Below are 13,724 nucleotides of genomic sequence, written 5' to 3'. Positions count from 1 at the left end.
GGACTAGTCTTACGACTTTAGGCGTAGAACCTTTATGCCATTTGCCCCTTATCTTGAAACAAGGGTGCCGCAAACAGCGCTGCCTGCGTACGGTCTGTCAATTCGAGCTTACTCAATATGCTGCTAACATGCGTCTTAACGGTCTTTTCGGCGACAATAAGCGTCTGTGCAATATCCTTATTGCTTTGCCCTTTCGTGAGCAGCTCCAACACCTCAAGCTCCCTTGGCGTCAATGCATCAAGTGATTTGTCCTTACTCACAGACCGTCTAACCAGCTCCGTTCTAGCCTCCGGCTCCGGACGACTAAGCAGCGCTCGTGATATATCCGGGTGCAGCTGAATGTTCCCTTTATAGGCGCTTCTTATCGCCTCAGCGAGCTGATCCGGCTCTACATCCTTCAGCATGTAGCCGATCGCGCCGGTTTGTAGGGCAGGAACGATATGGCTTTGATCAGAAAAGCTAGTCAGCACCAGCACTTTGATATGCGGATGCTGTTCCTTAATTAAGGCGCTTGCCTCAATCCCGTCCATAATCGGCATATTCAGATCCATTAGAACGATATCCGGCTGAAGCTCTGCCGCCTTTTCCACGGCTTCCTGCCCGTTATGTGCTTCCCCGACTAATTCGAAATCCGGCTGCATCGAAAGAAAGAATGAGATTCCTTTTAACACGATTTGATGATCATCTGCAAGCAAAATTTTGATTTTCATAATAAGTAATCACCGTTGCTTCCCTTCTCTTCTGCGCAATGCGCCTGCACCGATTCAAGCGGTATAATCGCTCTAACTATGGTTGCTTTCCCTCTGCCGCTTGTAATCGTTAAGGAGCCGCCAAGCGTTTCTGCCCGCTCTCGCATAGAACGCATCCCCAACGTTTGACGTCCTTTTTTCCGGTCCACTTGAAAACCGGCTCCTTCATCCTTAACCTCCAGAACCGCTGCCCCATCCTGCTGCTTATTGAGCCGTATATAAGCGGTCTCTGTCCCGGAATGCTTCCGAACATTATTTAAGGCTTCCTGACCGATCCGCCAGAACGCTTCTTCAATTGCACGAGGGAGCTCCTTCACCCCGTCCGTCCGGTCATAAACCGTTAAGTTAAGCCCTTGCCCATATTGCTTAAGCGCTGGCAGAAGTCCATTCTCCAAGCCTGCTGGATGAAGCTGCCAGATGAGCGTGCGCATCTCCTTCAGCGCCTCCTGCGAGAGCTGCTGAATTTCGAGAAGAGACTTCTGCACAACAGGATCCTTTCCAGCAAGGATGGTCTCCGCTCCTTTCGCAAGGAAAGATAAAGAGAATACCTTCTGTACAACAGAATCATGAAGATCTCGCGCCATCCTGTTCCGTTCCTCCATGCGGGCAAGCTCGCTCCGATGCTCGTACACCCGCAAATTCTCTACACCTAATGTAAAATGATCACCAAGTGAATACATAAAGTCCTCATTAAGCCCATCAAATTGCCGCTGATCCGGACTACTAATGAACATCACGCCAATCGTACGGCTGCGGACACGCAGTGGAATCGCTGCTGCCGAACGATATGGCGGAATACCAACACTGCTTAACAAACCGCCTTCGATACAAGACGATTCAGTAACCAAACGATTGTCCCGCAGAGCCAAGCTGACAAGACCAGCAGACTCCGTGGCGAGTGACTGCCATTCCTTTGTCACTTTCCCGTTAGAATATAAAGCCCTAAGTGATAACTGCTGCCCGTCAAACATAAATAAGGAGACATTCGGCCAGCCGAAGGCGTCTCCAATATATTGTACCGCCTTGATCGGCAGCTGATTAATATCCTGAACACCGTTAATCTGCTGAATCACGTCTCCAAGCTTTGCATACAGCATCGCATTCTGTTCTTGCGCCTGATACAGTCGAATCCGATTTATCGCTGTTCCAATCTGAAGGGCGATAGCCTGCAGCAGAGCAAGCTCTTCCTCGCTGAATTGTTCCTTGCCAGCCTGCGCAACATTCAGCAGTCCGAACCGGTCTTTGCCTGCCTTGAGTGGTACAGTCGCATGATGGGTAATCCCTTCTGTACTGCCCAATTGATGAGTAACTGAATAGTTAATTCTTTTGCATTCAATAATATTAACAGCATGGGTAAGCTTAAGCTGGCGATAACGCTCCACACACCAGCAGTCTTCCCCGCACATAAGCGCATAATTGCCGACCGTTAAAGCGGGAGGCAGGTTATGATGGGCCGCGCAAGTATTTCCAGGCACATCATCATCAATTAAGAAAATCCAGCCTGTCGTAAAATCAGTCACTTCAAGTAGCTTCGCTAACACATCATTCAACATTTGATCCATATCATTGGTCATGTTGAGCATTTCTGCGATTTCCTTAAGCGCAGCGAGCTCGCTCTCCCGAATTTCCCTTGGCATCCGGCATCCCTCCTCTTCTACGACCATTATACACTTACTTTTCCCCATGCCTCCAGCAAAGCATGCCGGAACAGCTCATCCAGCTGTTCATCCGCCAGACCTTCAGCCGAATGTAATGCTTTGGCTGCTTGCTCATAATAAGTGATTTGGGCTTCCAAATAATCATTAAGCTGCTCGATACGTGGCTCCATGCTAAGCTCTTCTCCGGCACGTTTTCGTACAAGCAGGCTTTGAATGATGCTATGCAGCTCGCTTTCAGCGGGCACCAGCTCAGCAACAAGCTGCTCGAACAGGATAGGCGGCATTGCGTTATATTTTTCAATCCAGCCGCAGGCAAGCAGTGGACGAAGCACGTAGAAATATTTTTTCGCTCGTACCGTATCGCCCTGCAAATATTCCCTGTAATTGCCCTTTGCCATATGAAGATAATGAAACATACAGGACTTTGGCGAAAAAGTAGCTTTGGAAAAGGTACGGATACGTTCAGCTGTGAAGTAAGGCTCTCGATAACGGATCGGCGATTCCAGCCATTCCAGGAGAGGTGGATTCGACTTGCTGAACAAGCCTAGCGCCTTGCGCAAATCCCAGCCGTTAATATCAAGCATCTCGCTGATCGGACGTTCGATCACATCCCGGCGCTCCCGGATCGATAAATACCATTCCACCGGGCGTACGTAGAGGAAGCGAACGTCATAATCACTGTCTTTCGAAGGAAAGCCCCAAGCCCTGGAACCGGACTCGCAGGCATACAGGATACGGACATTCTCCTCCTCCTCGATGCGAGCAAGCTCGGCTTCGATCTTCAACCGATAATGTTCATCCATGCCGCACTCCTCCTAATTTGTACGTTTGCCGCCCAGCAGCTGATTTAACTGCTCAACCAAATTGCCTCCGCCCGTCAGTGATACACTGCCGACGTTATCGCATATTTTCTCCAGGAACTCGAGCTCCTTCAAGCGGTACAGCGTTGCGTTCTCATCCATCAGCTTTGCGGTGTTCAGCAGGCTTCTCGTAGACGCGGTTTCCTCTCGGCGGGTAATGAGATTAGCTTGCGCTTTTTTCTCCGCTAGAAGTACCGTATTCATAATGTCCTTCACTTCGCCCGGCAGAATGATGTCCTTCACCCCTGCACTTAGGAAAGCAACACCATACTCCCCGCTTCTTACTGCCAGCCGTTCCAGCACAAAAGCACCAATCTCCTGCTTCGTACGAAGCAGCTCGTCGAGCTTCATTGTCCCTACATATTCCCGCAATATTAATTGAAGCTGGATATACAGCTGTTCTTCGAATCCTTTAATCTCCATCGCCTTAAGCGGATCCTTCATGACATACTGGCTGACAAAGTTTAACCGCAGTGTGACTTTATCCTCTGTCATCATTTCTTGACCGGTTAAGTCAAGCTGCTGACGGCGCATATCAACCGTTCGGACGGATACGGTAACTGGCGTGTGCCAGAACCGGTATTTGCCGGGACCAAGCTCGCGCTGCAGCACGTTATCATAGAACAAGAATCCTCTCTCATGTCCTGCGACCTCATGGGTGCTGTAAAGTCCGTTCAACTTCAACAGATCAGCCGCTTTAAGCGTTGCTGGCAGTTCAATCTCCAGCGTGTTCAACCGAGTGAACGTATGCGTAATCGCTGATTGCCAAAAGGCATGTTTCCCTGCCTTGAGGACGCCCTTGCATCTATTATCTTCATAGTGAAGCACGTATTCATCATCAGCGACATCTACAACAAGAAGTTCTTCCATCAAATTACTGTCATGCAGGAATAACGCCAGCTCCTTGCCCGGTACCGCAAATGGCTTCGTCACATCCATCACATAGACCGTCATTTTCGCAAAAAAGGGAAAGCGATGCTTGCCCGGACCAAGCAGACGAGTATAGCTGCCATCCTTGAATAATAATCCTCGCTGGTCATTTTGAATCGTAATCTTGTTTATATATGTAGTCATAGGCAGATATCCTCCTAAAATGAATTACCACACAATAGCTTGATTTTGTGCTTATGGTGAAAATGCTCCCGAACCAGAAGCGGAGTCCAGCTTAAGACCGGATATTGTTCTGCTCTCCGGCGTACGCATCCAGCAGCGAAACAAGCCATCTTGCCTAGCTTGCTCTCGCTCGCTTTGTGCAGCAGCCATTGATGCAGTGCATCTCCAGATCGGTATCCGCGAACTGCATAGCTTCCGTGTTTGGTGCAGCTATAAGAGCCTGCTGAGCATTTTCGCCAACTGCATTATTACATGTTTGAATTCACTCGAGTGAAAGTCGAGTATTGGCTCAACCAAGATCGTCTCCATAGGACGATGGAGGAATCGAACCTCCACATTTTACCGTAAAGTACGTTCCGACTCCGACAGCACACCGCGTACAGAGACTGTACCGGCACTGCGGGATTGATCATCTATCGAAATCCCAGCCCGGTTCGGCCCGGCCGTTGCTTTACAAAACCTATTATCATTCAGATCACACTTCCGGAACATGGTAAAAGTATGGCGATTAAAAATTTTCCAAAGGAAAATTCACATCGAAAGCATAGGCTTAAACTTTTCGCGCAGTTTGCGAAAAGTTAAATCGAAAGCATAGGCTTAAACTTTTCGCGCAGTTTGCGAAAAGTTTAAGCCTATCCCTGATGCTACATTGGATTTCTTCCATCTTATTGGTCAAACGGACGTCCCTTGCTCTGCTACGTTGGATTCCATACAGTGAAATATGCTCTTTGATCCGAGTAATTCATGAAGAAGCTTGATTAGATTGGATGAAATCCAGCATAGTGGATCTCAAATTACTAACGGATTCAAAGCTAATGGATAATATCCAACGTACACTCAAACTTTTCTATCCTCTTCCTCCATCGCTTGTTACAATAAAAGAATCAATCCTCTTCCTTCCGAAAGGGGCCTTAGGAAACGTGGCAAAAGAAAGCTTTGATAAAGAAATTCAATTCCTCCGCATGCTTGTACTGACAAGCGGCGCTTATAATCGGCAGCAATTTGCTGACCGGCTTGGCATTTCTGTACATACCTTTGATAAAACGATCCGGCGGCTGAAGGATATTGCCGGGACGGTCCAGCAGCAGGCTGCAGAGGAACCGAACAAAGCAATGGCAGATATGATGCGGACGAGCTATTACGAATCAGCAGATCCGCTGCTGCTTTTCCTGTTCCGCTCCAAGTCACTTAAGGAATCCGAGAGCTATCGGTTATCCCTCATCATCGCTGTTTTACAGGAGCAGTCGCTCACATCCCTAGAGATATTAGACCTTTGCAGCAAAGGGATACCCGAGGAGCTGTCCCTGCCAGATGAGAAAACAATCCGTTCCGATCTAAAATATTTGGAGCAGGCTGGCGTCATAAGACGGCTGGCAGGTGGAAGACCACAGAAGTATACCGCGCATAATGATTTTGTCAGCGAACTGACGGATGAGGAATTATCGGACTTGTATGCTTTTGTAGACGTAATGGCGAATACGCAAGTCCCTTCCGTTCAAGGATACCTGCTCCGTGACAGCCTGAAGAAGGCGATGAGACGGCGGCAGCTGCCAGATGGAGCAAGCGATCTCTTCTTATATAAATACCATTATCATTCGCGCATTCTGGACGAAGCGCATCTCTATACGATCATGCAGGCGATTGAAGCAAGACGGAAGCTGAGCTTCCATTACTTCACACCCAAATCGAATCAAAGCTATCATTCAAAAAATACGAATCCACTGTTCGCCAGGCAGTCCGAAGGCAGGCTGATCGAGATGCTGCCGCTGAAGGTTGCCTATGACCATCAATATGGACGCTGGTATTTGCTTGGCTATAGCTCAGGCAGATCTGGTGTGGCCATCTTCCGGATGGAGGGCCTTACACAGCTTGAGGAAAGTGTTCTAGTTAACGAAGAGGAGTATCAGGCGAAGCTAGCCTCGCTTGAGCGGAACACGCAATTTAGCTGGCTGGTCGATATGGGCAGGCCCGTAGAAGTGAAAGTGAGGTTTTTTAATCCATTCGGCGCAAAACGCAATTTCATCAAAGAACGGGTGCTGCTGCAAGGACAATGGGGAGTAATAATAGAACAGGATGAGGAGTCTTTCCTCTTCGAAATAACAGTTAATGGCACACAGGAGATTAAGCCTTGGCTGCGCAGCTTTGGATCAAGCTGTGAGGTGTTAGAGCCTTCGGCATTGCGCCGAGAGCTGATTAAAGAATGGAAGGAGCTAGCGGCTTATTATGAACCTGTTCGAAAAAATATTCAATTACAAGATGATGGCACAGCTTGATGAGCATGGTGCCATTGCCGTTACTGCACAAGAACGGCGCTGGCTCCTGATGATGCTGGAGCATCCGGAAGCTGCTTCAGCACTTGAAGCGGATACGCTGGCAAGACTTCGGCAAAGCCTTGGTATGGATGACAAGCTGCAGGATCCTGAACGAATACGCGGTTTTATTGTGGAAAAGGCTGGCAGCGTCTCCTCCTCCATCTATCATCCGCTGATGCGGACGCTTCGGCGGATGATCGTGAACAAATCCGGCATGCAGCTCCTCTATTCCCGCAAGGACGGGACAATCTTGCCCCGTCAAACCGGCGTTCCGTATAAGCTGGAATATTCCATGGTGAAACGCGAGTGGTATCTTCTTTGGTACAACCGGAGAACCCGCTCATTGATGTCGACCAAGTTACGAAGCATACAACAGGTGGAGGAGATGCCTGTAAGTGCGGAGTTTTTTGATCAGGCGGCCGCAACGCTTGCCAGACAGCTCGACAAGCGTATGCAGCACGCAGCTATTGAGATCATTCCGGCGTATAACAAGGAGCTTTCGCGTATTCTTTATGCCTTCTCCTGCTTTGACAAGCAAGTTCATTATGACGAGCAGGCAGACACTTATACGATTAAATTGACCTTTCTTGGTGATGAAACGGAATATATTCTGTCAAAGCTTCGTTTTCTCGGCCTTCGTGTCCGTGTGACTGATCATCCTTTTATGAAGTTTCGAATGCGTGAAGCAGCGCAGAAATCTTTAGCCCGTTACGGATTAACCCTCGAACCGGCTGAGGACAATAACGGCGTTATGTCCGCCGAAGCCGAATGAATTGGATACCCCAATACGCAGTGGAACGGATTGTAGATGTGAAGAGACATTGGTGATTCCGCACTCTGGATCCAACTGCCCTAAGTTTATCGTTGGCGGCACGATACCTTCGCGAAGACTTTGAATCAAAGCAATCGCTTCAACGCCGCCTGCTGCGCCAAGCATATGGCCTAACATGGACTTGTTCGCCGTCACCGCAATCCGGCTGGCCTCCTCGCCAAACAATCTGCTGATGGCCTGCCCTTCCGAGCGGTCGCCAAGTCCTGTACTTGTTGCATGCGCGCTGATCATATCCACTTCAGATGTGCTGATTCCTGCATCGGCCATGGCCGTCCGCATAGCCGTAAACGCCCCTGCCCCTTCAGGATGTGTCGCCACGACATGATAAGCATCAGAGCTTGCTCCATAACCCAGCACTTCTCCATAAACCTCAGCATTCCGTTTCTGAGCATGAGCGAGAGATTCAAGTACAACGATACCTGCTCCTTCTGACATCACAAAGCCATCCCGGTCTGTATCGAAAGGCCGGCTTGCTGCCTTAGGATCATCATTTCGTGAAGATATAGCTTGGGCATTGCCAAAGCTTGCAAGCGACAGTTCATTTATCGCAGCCTCAGCCCCTCCGGCAATAACAACATCGGCGATTCCAAGCCGAATGAGCCGCATCGCCTCACCAATCGCGGTATTTCCAATCGAGCAGGCGGTAACCGGCGCAAGTGTTGGACCTGTTAACTGGTATCGAATGCTGATGGATGCCGCCGCCATGTTCGCAATCATCATCGGTACTAGCATTGGACTTACACGCTCCGGTCCGCGATCGCGTAATATGCGATCCTGTTCAACCAATGTACTTAGCCCACCGATTCCTGACCCCACATATACGCCTATCCGATCACGATCCATTTCATGCAGCTTCAGCCCTGAACTACTGATTGCTTGGTCAGCTGCCGCAACAGCGAATTGAACGAAGCGATCCAACTTTCTAGCTTCTTTCCGTCCAAACAATGCTTCCGGGTCAAAGTTGCTTACTACACCTGCCATTTTGGTTTTTAACCTTGCTGTATCAAAAGCCTCTATACGGGAAATGCCCGATTCGCCCTGCTTCATACGGGTCCACATTTCATCAACCGAATTTCCAAGCGGTGAGATAACTCCCATTCCGGTAACAACGACTCGTTCCATATTCATCAACACTCCTTCATTAGATGTTGCTTCCTCAACACTCGAAAATTAGTACCTGATATTAAGTCATGTTGCCACAGCCGTTATCCTATTACAAGTTGTTGTTTATCCTAGTATAATGAGTACTATGAACAAACCTAATGGAGGTATCAAGCGATATGAATCATAAAACAAGGCTTGCCGCTCTCTCCAGCTTTCTTAAAGCACAACGCGCCAAACTATCTCCCGAAGATGCTGGCCTGCCCCCAGGCATCCGAAGAAGAACACCTGGCTTAAGACGGGAAGAGGTTGCTGTGCTGGCCGGTGTAAGTACGACCTGGTATACATGGCTGGAGCAAGGCCGGGATATTCAAGTTTCGCCCAATGTGCTGGATGCTGTCGCTTCCGCGCTGCGCCTGACTCATGATGAACGCAACTACTTATATGGCCTTGCTATGGAGTCCGGAACCGGAACATTATCCATAAGTGAAATACCTTCCTACTCCTCCGATGCTGTCAGCCCGCCCTTGCGCAAAATTTTACAAGAACTCAGGCAATGTCCCTCCATCATCTCGGACCGCCGCTGCCAGATTGTTGGCTGGAACGAAGCTGCTGCACATGTCTTTGTTGACTTTGCTCAGATTCCTGAGCAGGAACGAAATATGATCAGACTCCTTTTTACAAGGCAAGAACTGAAGCGTCTCGCTGTTAATTGGAAGCAGTTCGCCAGCGGTTTTTTATCGATCTTCCGGGCTTATTACGGGCAATATGTAGAGGATAATTGGTATGATCAATTTCTGAAGGAAATGATGGAGCTGCACCCGGATTTCCAAGAGCTGTGGGAGCATAGCGAGGTTCGTACGGCGCCCGAGGTGGTGCTTGAATTCCGGCATGCGAAGGCGGGGAAAATGCTCTTCCATCTCACTTCCCTGCAATTACAGGGCGGGTCGGATCTGCGCTGCAGCATTTATACTCCAGCACCGGACAGCGATACGGAGGAAAAATTAAGCAAGCTAATGCGAGGAAAGCCGTCTTAGCCCATGATCAGGGCCAAAGACGGCTTTCTTTCTCCTAGTAACTATTTACACATCTGTAACCATCCGATTCGTCAGAGCACCAAGCTTCTCGATTTCAATCGTCACAACATCTCCAGCCTTGAGGTAAACCTGCTTCTCAGGCGGATAGCCCATCATGACACCTTCCGGAGTACCCGTCAGAATAATGTCTCCCGGCTGAAGGGTCATACATTGCGAAATATAGCTGACAATTTCCTGGCAGTTAAAGATCATATCGGATGTATTCGAGTCTTGGCGAACTTCGCCGTTGACAGTACAACTGATCCGTAATGCATTCGGATCTCCCACCTCATCCTTAGTGACAAGGTATGGCCCGATTGGTGCGAATTTATCGCAGGATTTGCCGGCCAGCCACTGGCTTGTCCGCGTCTGCAAATCACGAGCCGACAGGTCATTAGATGCACAATAACCAAATACATAATCGAGCGCTTCATCCACAGATACATTTTTCGCCGTACGTCCGATCACAATGGCAAGCTCCGCCTCATAATCAACCTTCAGTGTTGCCTGCGGCAGAGGCACAGCTTCCCCATGTGCCGCCAGCGCGTTATTAAATTTGCTGAACAGGATCGGATAATCCGGCAGCGGCATGTTGGTCTCTTCCGCATGTTTGCGGTAATTGAGACCGATACAAATGATTTTCCCTGGCTCCGGCACACATGGACCATAATTGATTTCCGATTCGTTTATGTAAAAGACTTGTTCATCCTCCATGCCCGCAATACATTGTTGAAGTTTATCCCATTCCGTCTCTCCGCCATGCAATAATCCACTTATTGTGTTTGCTGCTCCTGGAACGCTGTTTGCATCAATGATCCCTTTATTCGTCCATATTCCCATGCGGTAAGAAGCAAAAGCTTCCTTTTCCCTGAAAGCGACTATTCTCATGAACAAATCCTCCCCATAATTGAGATACAAAAATAATTGCGGCAACTTTCTCCATTATAGCCCTGCTTGATCCCCGGAACAAAATAAAAAAACTCCCCGTACAGCTGCAGAAGCTGTACGGGGAGTCCTTCAGAGAGCTTATTTCAATTTCACTATGCCAGTTGCAATTTGCTCGATTTGAGCCTTAGTCAGACTGTTATCCGCCGAGCTGATTGTTACATAACGGTCGTCAATTTGGAAGGATAACATCGCCGTGTCACTTGGCTTAAACCATTTCGCTTTTACACCATTCGAAAGCGTTACATTCGTGCTGTCATATCCGAAGGAATAGTCACGCGGCGAGATTTGGACAGTCATATGTTTGAACCAGAAGATAACCGAATCTCCACTCGCTACTTTTTGGAAAGCATCGTCTTTCACCATTTTTGTTGGAGCATAGGCGGCAGTGAAGCCGTCAAATTTCGCAAATTCTTCTTTAATCGCTTTGGTTTGTGCAGCCGAATATGTTACTGTTGCCAGATCCGTTTGTACAGTGCCCACTTTTACAACGCTAACTGCTACTTTTTCCAGTTGGGCTTGAGTCAGTTTTCCGTTCGGGGAGCTCAAGGTAACATAACGGTCATCCACTTTTACGGTCAGCATTTGAGTATCGCCTGGTTTGTACCATTTTGCTTTTGCACCGTTCGATAACGTCACCGTTGTACCGTCATATTCATAAGAGTAATCACGCGGCGATACGTTTACTGTCATGTTGTTGAAGAGCAGGTTTACCCCGTCTGCAGTAGCCACTGATTTTTGCAGTGCATCGCCATTTACGATCATTTGTGGTGCGTATGGAGATTCGAATCCGTCAAAGCTGGCAAAAGCTTTCTTGAGCTCATCCAGTTGGGCTGCTGTATAGGTTACTTTTACTAGATCTGTTTGGATAGCGCCCACTTTTGTTACACTTACCACTGCTTTTTCCAGTTGGGATTTGCTCAACTTCCCGTTCGGAGAGCTTACCGTTACATAACGGTCATCTACTTTTACAGTCAGCATTTGCGTTTTACCTTCTGTATACCATTTTGCTTTTGCTCCGTTCGATAAAGTCACCGTTGTACCGTCATATTCGTACGAGTAATCACGCGGCGATACATTTACCGTCATGTTATTGAAGAGCAGGTTTACGCCGTCTGCTGTTGCTACTACCTTTTGCAGGGCGTCGCCTTTGATCATCATTTGTGGAGCATAAGCCGTTTCGAATCCGTCAAAGCCAGCAAAAGCTTTCTTAATCTCATCGAGTTGAGCTGCAGTATAGTTCGTCAATACCCACTGTTCAGTTGTGCTTGTACCAATGTAGATCGTATTTGTCTTGCTGTCATACTGGATTGGTGTATTCAACGCATTGGAGAGGGCGCGAACCGGCAGGTAAGTCGTGTCATGATACGTAATTGGTGCAAGCTTATTGCCGTTCTCATCTTTAGGAATATAAGTGCTGCCGTCAATTTTAAAGCCGATGCTGTAGTTCAGAAATGCGCTGATCTTCTGCAAATTTGTTCCGGCATATACCCCTGCCGCTCCCGATACCGTCATCCCTGCGATCATCATCGTTGCAACAGTTCTTTTAACGTTTTTGTTCATTTTTATTATCTCCTTTAGAATCGTTTTTTTGTGTTTTCTTCTAACTTCTAACCTTTTTATCTCTCTGATTTTTATAACCTGTTTGCGCTTGTTTGAAGCTCCTTACTGACTTCAGTATATAGAGGCGATATCTCTAAACCATTTCCGGCTTGTAACGAACCTGTAAACATTTTGCCTCGCTCGATTTCAAAAATGATTAATTCATACTGTCCTCTCCTTTATTGTTGTTCTTGTTGATAAACCTAGTATAGTAAGCCGATATCTCCAAAACATATCGGGCTTGTATCGAACATGTAACATTTATAGGATAAAAATAAGATACAAAAAGATCCGGATCAATTGATCCGGATCTTTCATTTGAAATCAATAATATGAGTGACAGCTATGCCGTTCTTATCCGACACCGTCACACCAAGACGAGTACCTGACGGATTCCAGCTAAGCGGATATTCAGGGAAATAACTTGGTCCGATTGGAGAAACTTTGCCGGTTGCCGAATCAAAAATATAGACCCCGTTCATCCCGCTCTGATTCTCAGTATATAACGCTGCCGCAAGCTTCATCGAATCCGGTGACCACGCTATATAAGGGATCAAATCACCTTTTGCAATCGACAGTCCCTCCGCACTTCCATTCGAGTCAAATATACGCAGTTCGCTGCCAGCCTTCCCGGCTTCCTTCTGAACTTCGACTGCGAGATGTTTACCATCAGGCGATAGCTGGAACGTCATAACATGTTTGACCAGCACGCTTGGCTTTGGATCTCCAGGTACGAATTGCTTCAAGGTCTGGTTACTATCCGTGTAATAAATATGACCTTGACCGGTTCCGAAGTTCGTAAACGGCTGTTCTCCCAGGTCCAGATCATCAAGCTTCAGCAGCGTCATGATTCCATCTACCTTAATCTGACGAATATCGCCAAGTCCGTTCATCGAACCTGCAGCAAGAATATAAGTTGTATTATCCAGCCAGCCGCCGCTCTCCAAATAGTTGCTGCCCTTTATTTCTGTCATTTTCCCGGTGCTGACTTCTTTAATAAAGTTACGTGCCGAATATTTATCCTTCCACTGCTGGATGAAAACATACTTACCGTCAGGGGAAGGCTGCTCCTTCTCGACCGTTTCAATCTGCTTCACAGGCTCAGCGGCAGATTTCTGCTCGTTATTGTTTAAATCAATCTTCATCGTAGTGTATTCATATTGAGCCTCTTCCGTAGCTGTAGCCTTTTTGACGAGCTTGGTAAACATGAGCTGTACCTGATCGTCAGACAGCCACTTTTCCATACTAGCTCCCTCGAAACGGTGAATGCTTTGCACCACAATATCCTGATTCGGTTTTGGCTTTGATCCTTTTACGACCGTCAATTCTCCGTGTGTATCCGTGTTATTACCATTATTCGCAGGATCACCATTCTGAGTAGAGGAACACGCCGCAAGCGCTGCTGCGAGCGACAGCACTGCGGTTAATTTTATGATTTTTTTCATCGCTAATCCTCCCGGACTTTATAACCAATTT

Annotated in this window: 12 protein-coding genes; 3 read left to right on the top strand and 9 right to left on the bottom strand. The window is 47.7% G+C overall.

Annotated elements, in window-relative coordinates; translation table 11 throughout:
• Window positions 1-32: 32 nt before the first annotated feature.
• Genes AB4Y93_RS08135 through AB4Y93_RS08115 form a run of 5 tightly spaced genes read right to left on the bottom strand, consistent with a single transcriptional unit; the run spans window position 33 to window position 4,530 of the window.
• Complete coding sequence (locus tag AB4Y93_RS08135) at window positions 33-710, bottom strand: response regulator (protein ID WP_167279471.1); 678 nt, start codon at window positions 708-710, stop codon at window positions 33-35.
• The gene (locus tag AB4Y93_RS08130; protein ID WP_441890747.1) at window positions 707-2,386 is read right to left on the bottom strand and encodes a sensor histidine kinase; all 1,680 of its coding nucleotides are present in this window, start codon (window positions 2,384-2,386) and stop codon (window positions 707-709) included. Before AB4Y93_RS08130 ends, AB4Y93_RS08135 begins: the two co-directional genes overlap by 4 nt.
• 26 nt (window positions 2,387-2,412) lie before the next feature.
• Complete coding sequence (locus tag AB4Y93_RS08125; protein WP_441890745.1) at window positions 2,413-3,210, bottom strand: nucleotidyltransferase domain-containing protein; 798 nt, start codon at window positions 3,208-3,210, stop codon at window positions 2,413-2,415.
• Between the two features lie 12 nt (window positions 3,211-3,222).
• Window positions 3,223-4,341 (bottom strand): slipin family protein, encoded by a 1,119-nt coding sequence (locus AB4Y93_RS08120; protein WP_441890743.1) that lies wholly within the window; start codon window positions 4,339-4,341, stop codon window positions 3,223-3,225.
• A 51-nt stretch (window positions 4,342-4,392) separates the two neighbouring features.
• Window positions 4,393-4,530, bottom strand: a complete 138-nt coding sequence (locus AB4Y93_RS08115) for a hypothetical protein (protein ID WP_441890741.1) — start codon at window positions 4,528-4,530, stop codon at window positions 4,393-4,395.
• A 770-nt stretch (window positions 4,531-5,300) separates the two neighbouring features.
• Between AB4Y93_RS08115 and AB4Y93_RS08110 the strand changes: the two genes are divergently transcribed.
• Window positions 5,301-6,653 (top strand): WYL domain-containing protein, encoded by a 1,353-nt coding sequence (locus tag AB4Y93_RS08110; protein ID WP_441890739.1) that lies wholly within the window; start codon window positions 5,301-5,303, stop codon window positions 6,651-6,653.
• A complete protein-coding gene (locus AB4Y93_RS08105) occupies window positions 6,604-7,464 on the top strand; it encodes a WYL domain-containing protein (protein WP_441890737.1) in 861 nt (286 codons plus the stop codon). The genes AB4Y93_RS08110 and AB4Y93_RS08105 overlap by 50 nt, the downstream gene beginning before the upstream one ends.
• Here AB4Y93_RS08105 and fabF read toward each other — a convergent pair.
• Window positions 7,408-8,646 carry a beta-ketoacyl-ACP synthase II gene (gene fabF, locus AB4Y93_RS08100; protein ID WP_441890735.1) on the bottom strand — a complete coding sequence of 413 codons (1,239 nt, stop codon included), beginning with the start codon at window positions 8,644-8,646 and terminating at the stop codon, window positions 7,408-7,410. The genes AB4Y93_RS08105 and fabF overlap by 57 nt on opposite strands.
• 158 nt (window positions 8,647-8,804) lie before the next feature.
• Between fabF and AB4Y93_RS08095 the strand changes: the two genes are divergently transcribed.
• Window positions 8,805-9,662: a helix-turn-helix transcriptional regulator gene (locus AB4Y93_RS08095; RefSeq protein ID WP_441890733.1), complete on the top strand. Its 858-nt coding sequence runs from the start codon at window positions 8,805-8,807 to the stop codon at window positions 9,660-9,662.
• 45 nt (window positions 9,663-9,707) lie between these two features.
• On the opposite strand, the gene AB4Y93_RS08090 is transcribed toward AB4Y93_RS08095, so the two are convergent.
• The 3 genes from AB4Y93_RS08090 to AB4Y93_RS08080 all read right to left on the bottom strand — a co-directional run bounded on the left by AB4Y93_RS08090 (window position 9,708) and on the right by AB4Y93_RS08080 (window position 13,693).
• Complete coding sequence (locus AB4Y93_RS08090; protein ID WP_441890731.1) at window positions 9,708-10,589, bottom strand: fumarylacetoacetate hydrolase family protein; 882 nt, start codon at window positions 10,587-10,589, stop codon at window positions 9,708-9,710.
• Between the two features lie 138 nt (window positions 10,590-10,727).
• Window positions 10,728-12,209 (bottom strand): hypothetical protein, encoded by a 1,482-nt coding sequence (locus tag AB4Y93_RS08085; protein WP_441890729.1) that lies wholly within the window; start codon window positions 12,207-12,209, stop codon window positions 10,728-10,730.
• A gap of 353 nt (window positions 12,210-12,562) precedes the next feature.
• Window positions 12,563-13,693 carry a TolB family protein gene (locus tag AB4Y93_RS08080; RefSeq protein WP_441890727.1) on the bottom strand — a complete coding sequence of 377 codons (1,131 nt, stop codon included), beginning with the start codon at window positions 13,691-13,693 and terminating at the stop codon, window positions 12,563-12,565.
• Between the last annotated feature and the right edge of the window lie 31 nt (window positions 13,694-13,724).

It is taken from the genome of Paenibacillus sp. YAF4_2 (assembly GCF_052113225.1).
Classification (GTDB): domain Bacteria; phylum Bacillota; class Bacilli; order Paenibacillales; family Paenibacillaceae; genus Pristimantibacillus.
The sequence above is the reverse complement of the archived record's forward strand: the minus strand, read 5'-3'. Positions and strand labels throughout refer to the sequence as shown.

Excerpts from the sequence above, each read along its gene's own strand:
- AB4Y93_RS08135 (WP_167279471.1), bottom strand. The coding sequence starts at position 710 with ATGAAAATCAAAATTTTGCTTGCAGATGATCATCAAATCGTGTTAAAA.
- AB4Y93_RS08130 (WP_441890747.1), bottom strand. The coding sequence starts at position 2,386 with ATGCCAAGGGAAATTCGGGAGAGCGAGCTCGCTGCGCTTAAGGAAATC.
- AB4Y93_RS08125 (WP_441890745.1), bottom strand. The coding sequence starts at position 3,210 with ATGGATGAACATTATCGGTTGAAGATCGAAGCCGAGCTTGCTCGCATC.
- AB4Y93_RS08120 (WP_441890743.1), bottom strand. The coding sequence starts at position 4,341 with ATGACTACATATATAAACAAGATTACGATTCAAAATGACCAGCGAGGA.
- AB4Y93_RS08115 (WP_441890741.1), bottom strand. The coding sequence starts at position 4,530 with ATGGCTGCTGCACAAAGCGAGCGAGAGCAAGCTAGGCAAGATGGCTTG.
- AB4Y93_RS08105 (WP_441890737.1), top strand. The coding sequence starts at position 6,604 with ATGAACCTGTTCGAAAAAATATTCAATTACAAGATGATGGCACAGCTT.
- fabF (WP_441890735.1), bottom strand. The coding sequence starts at position 8,646 with ATGGAACGAGTCGTTGTTACCGGAATGGGAGTTATCTCACCGCTTGGA.
- AB4Y93_RS08095 (WP_441890733.1), top strand. The coding sequence starts at position 8,805 with ATGAATCATAAAACAAGGCTTGCCGCTCTCTCCAGCTTTCTTAAAGCA.
- AB4Y93_RS08090 (WP_441890731.1), bottom strand. The coding sequence starts at position 10,589 with ATGAGAATAGTCGCTTTCAGGGAAAAGGAAGCTTTTGCTTCTTACCGC.
- AB4Y93_RS08085 (WP_441890729.1), bottom strand. The coding sequence starts at position 12,209 with ATGAACAAAAACGTTAAAAGAACTGTTGCAACGATGATGATCGCAGGG.
- AB4Y93_RS08080 (WP_441890727.1), bottom strand. The coding sequence starts at position 13,693 with ATGAAAAAAATCATAAAATTAACCGCAGTGCTGTCGCTCGCAGCAGCG.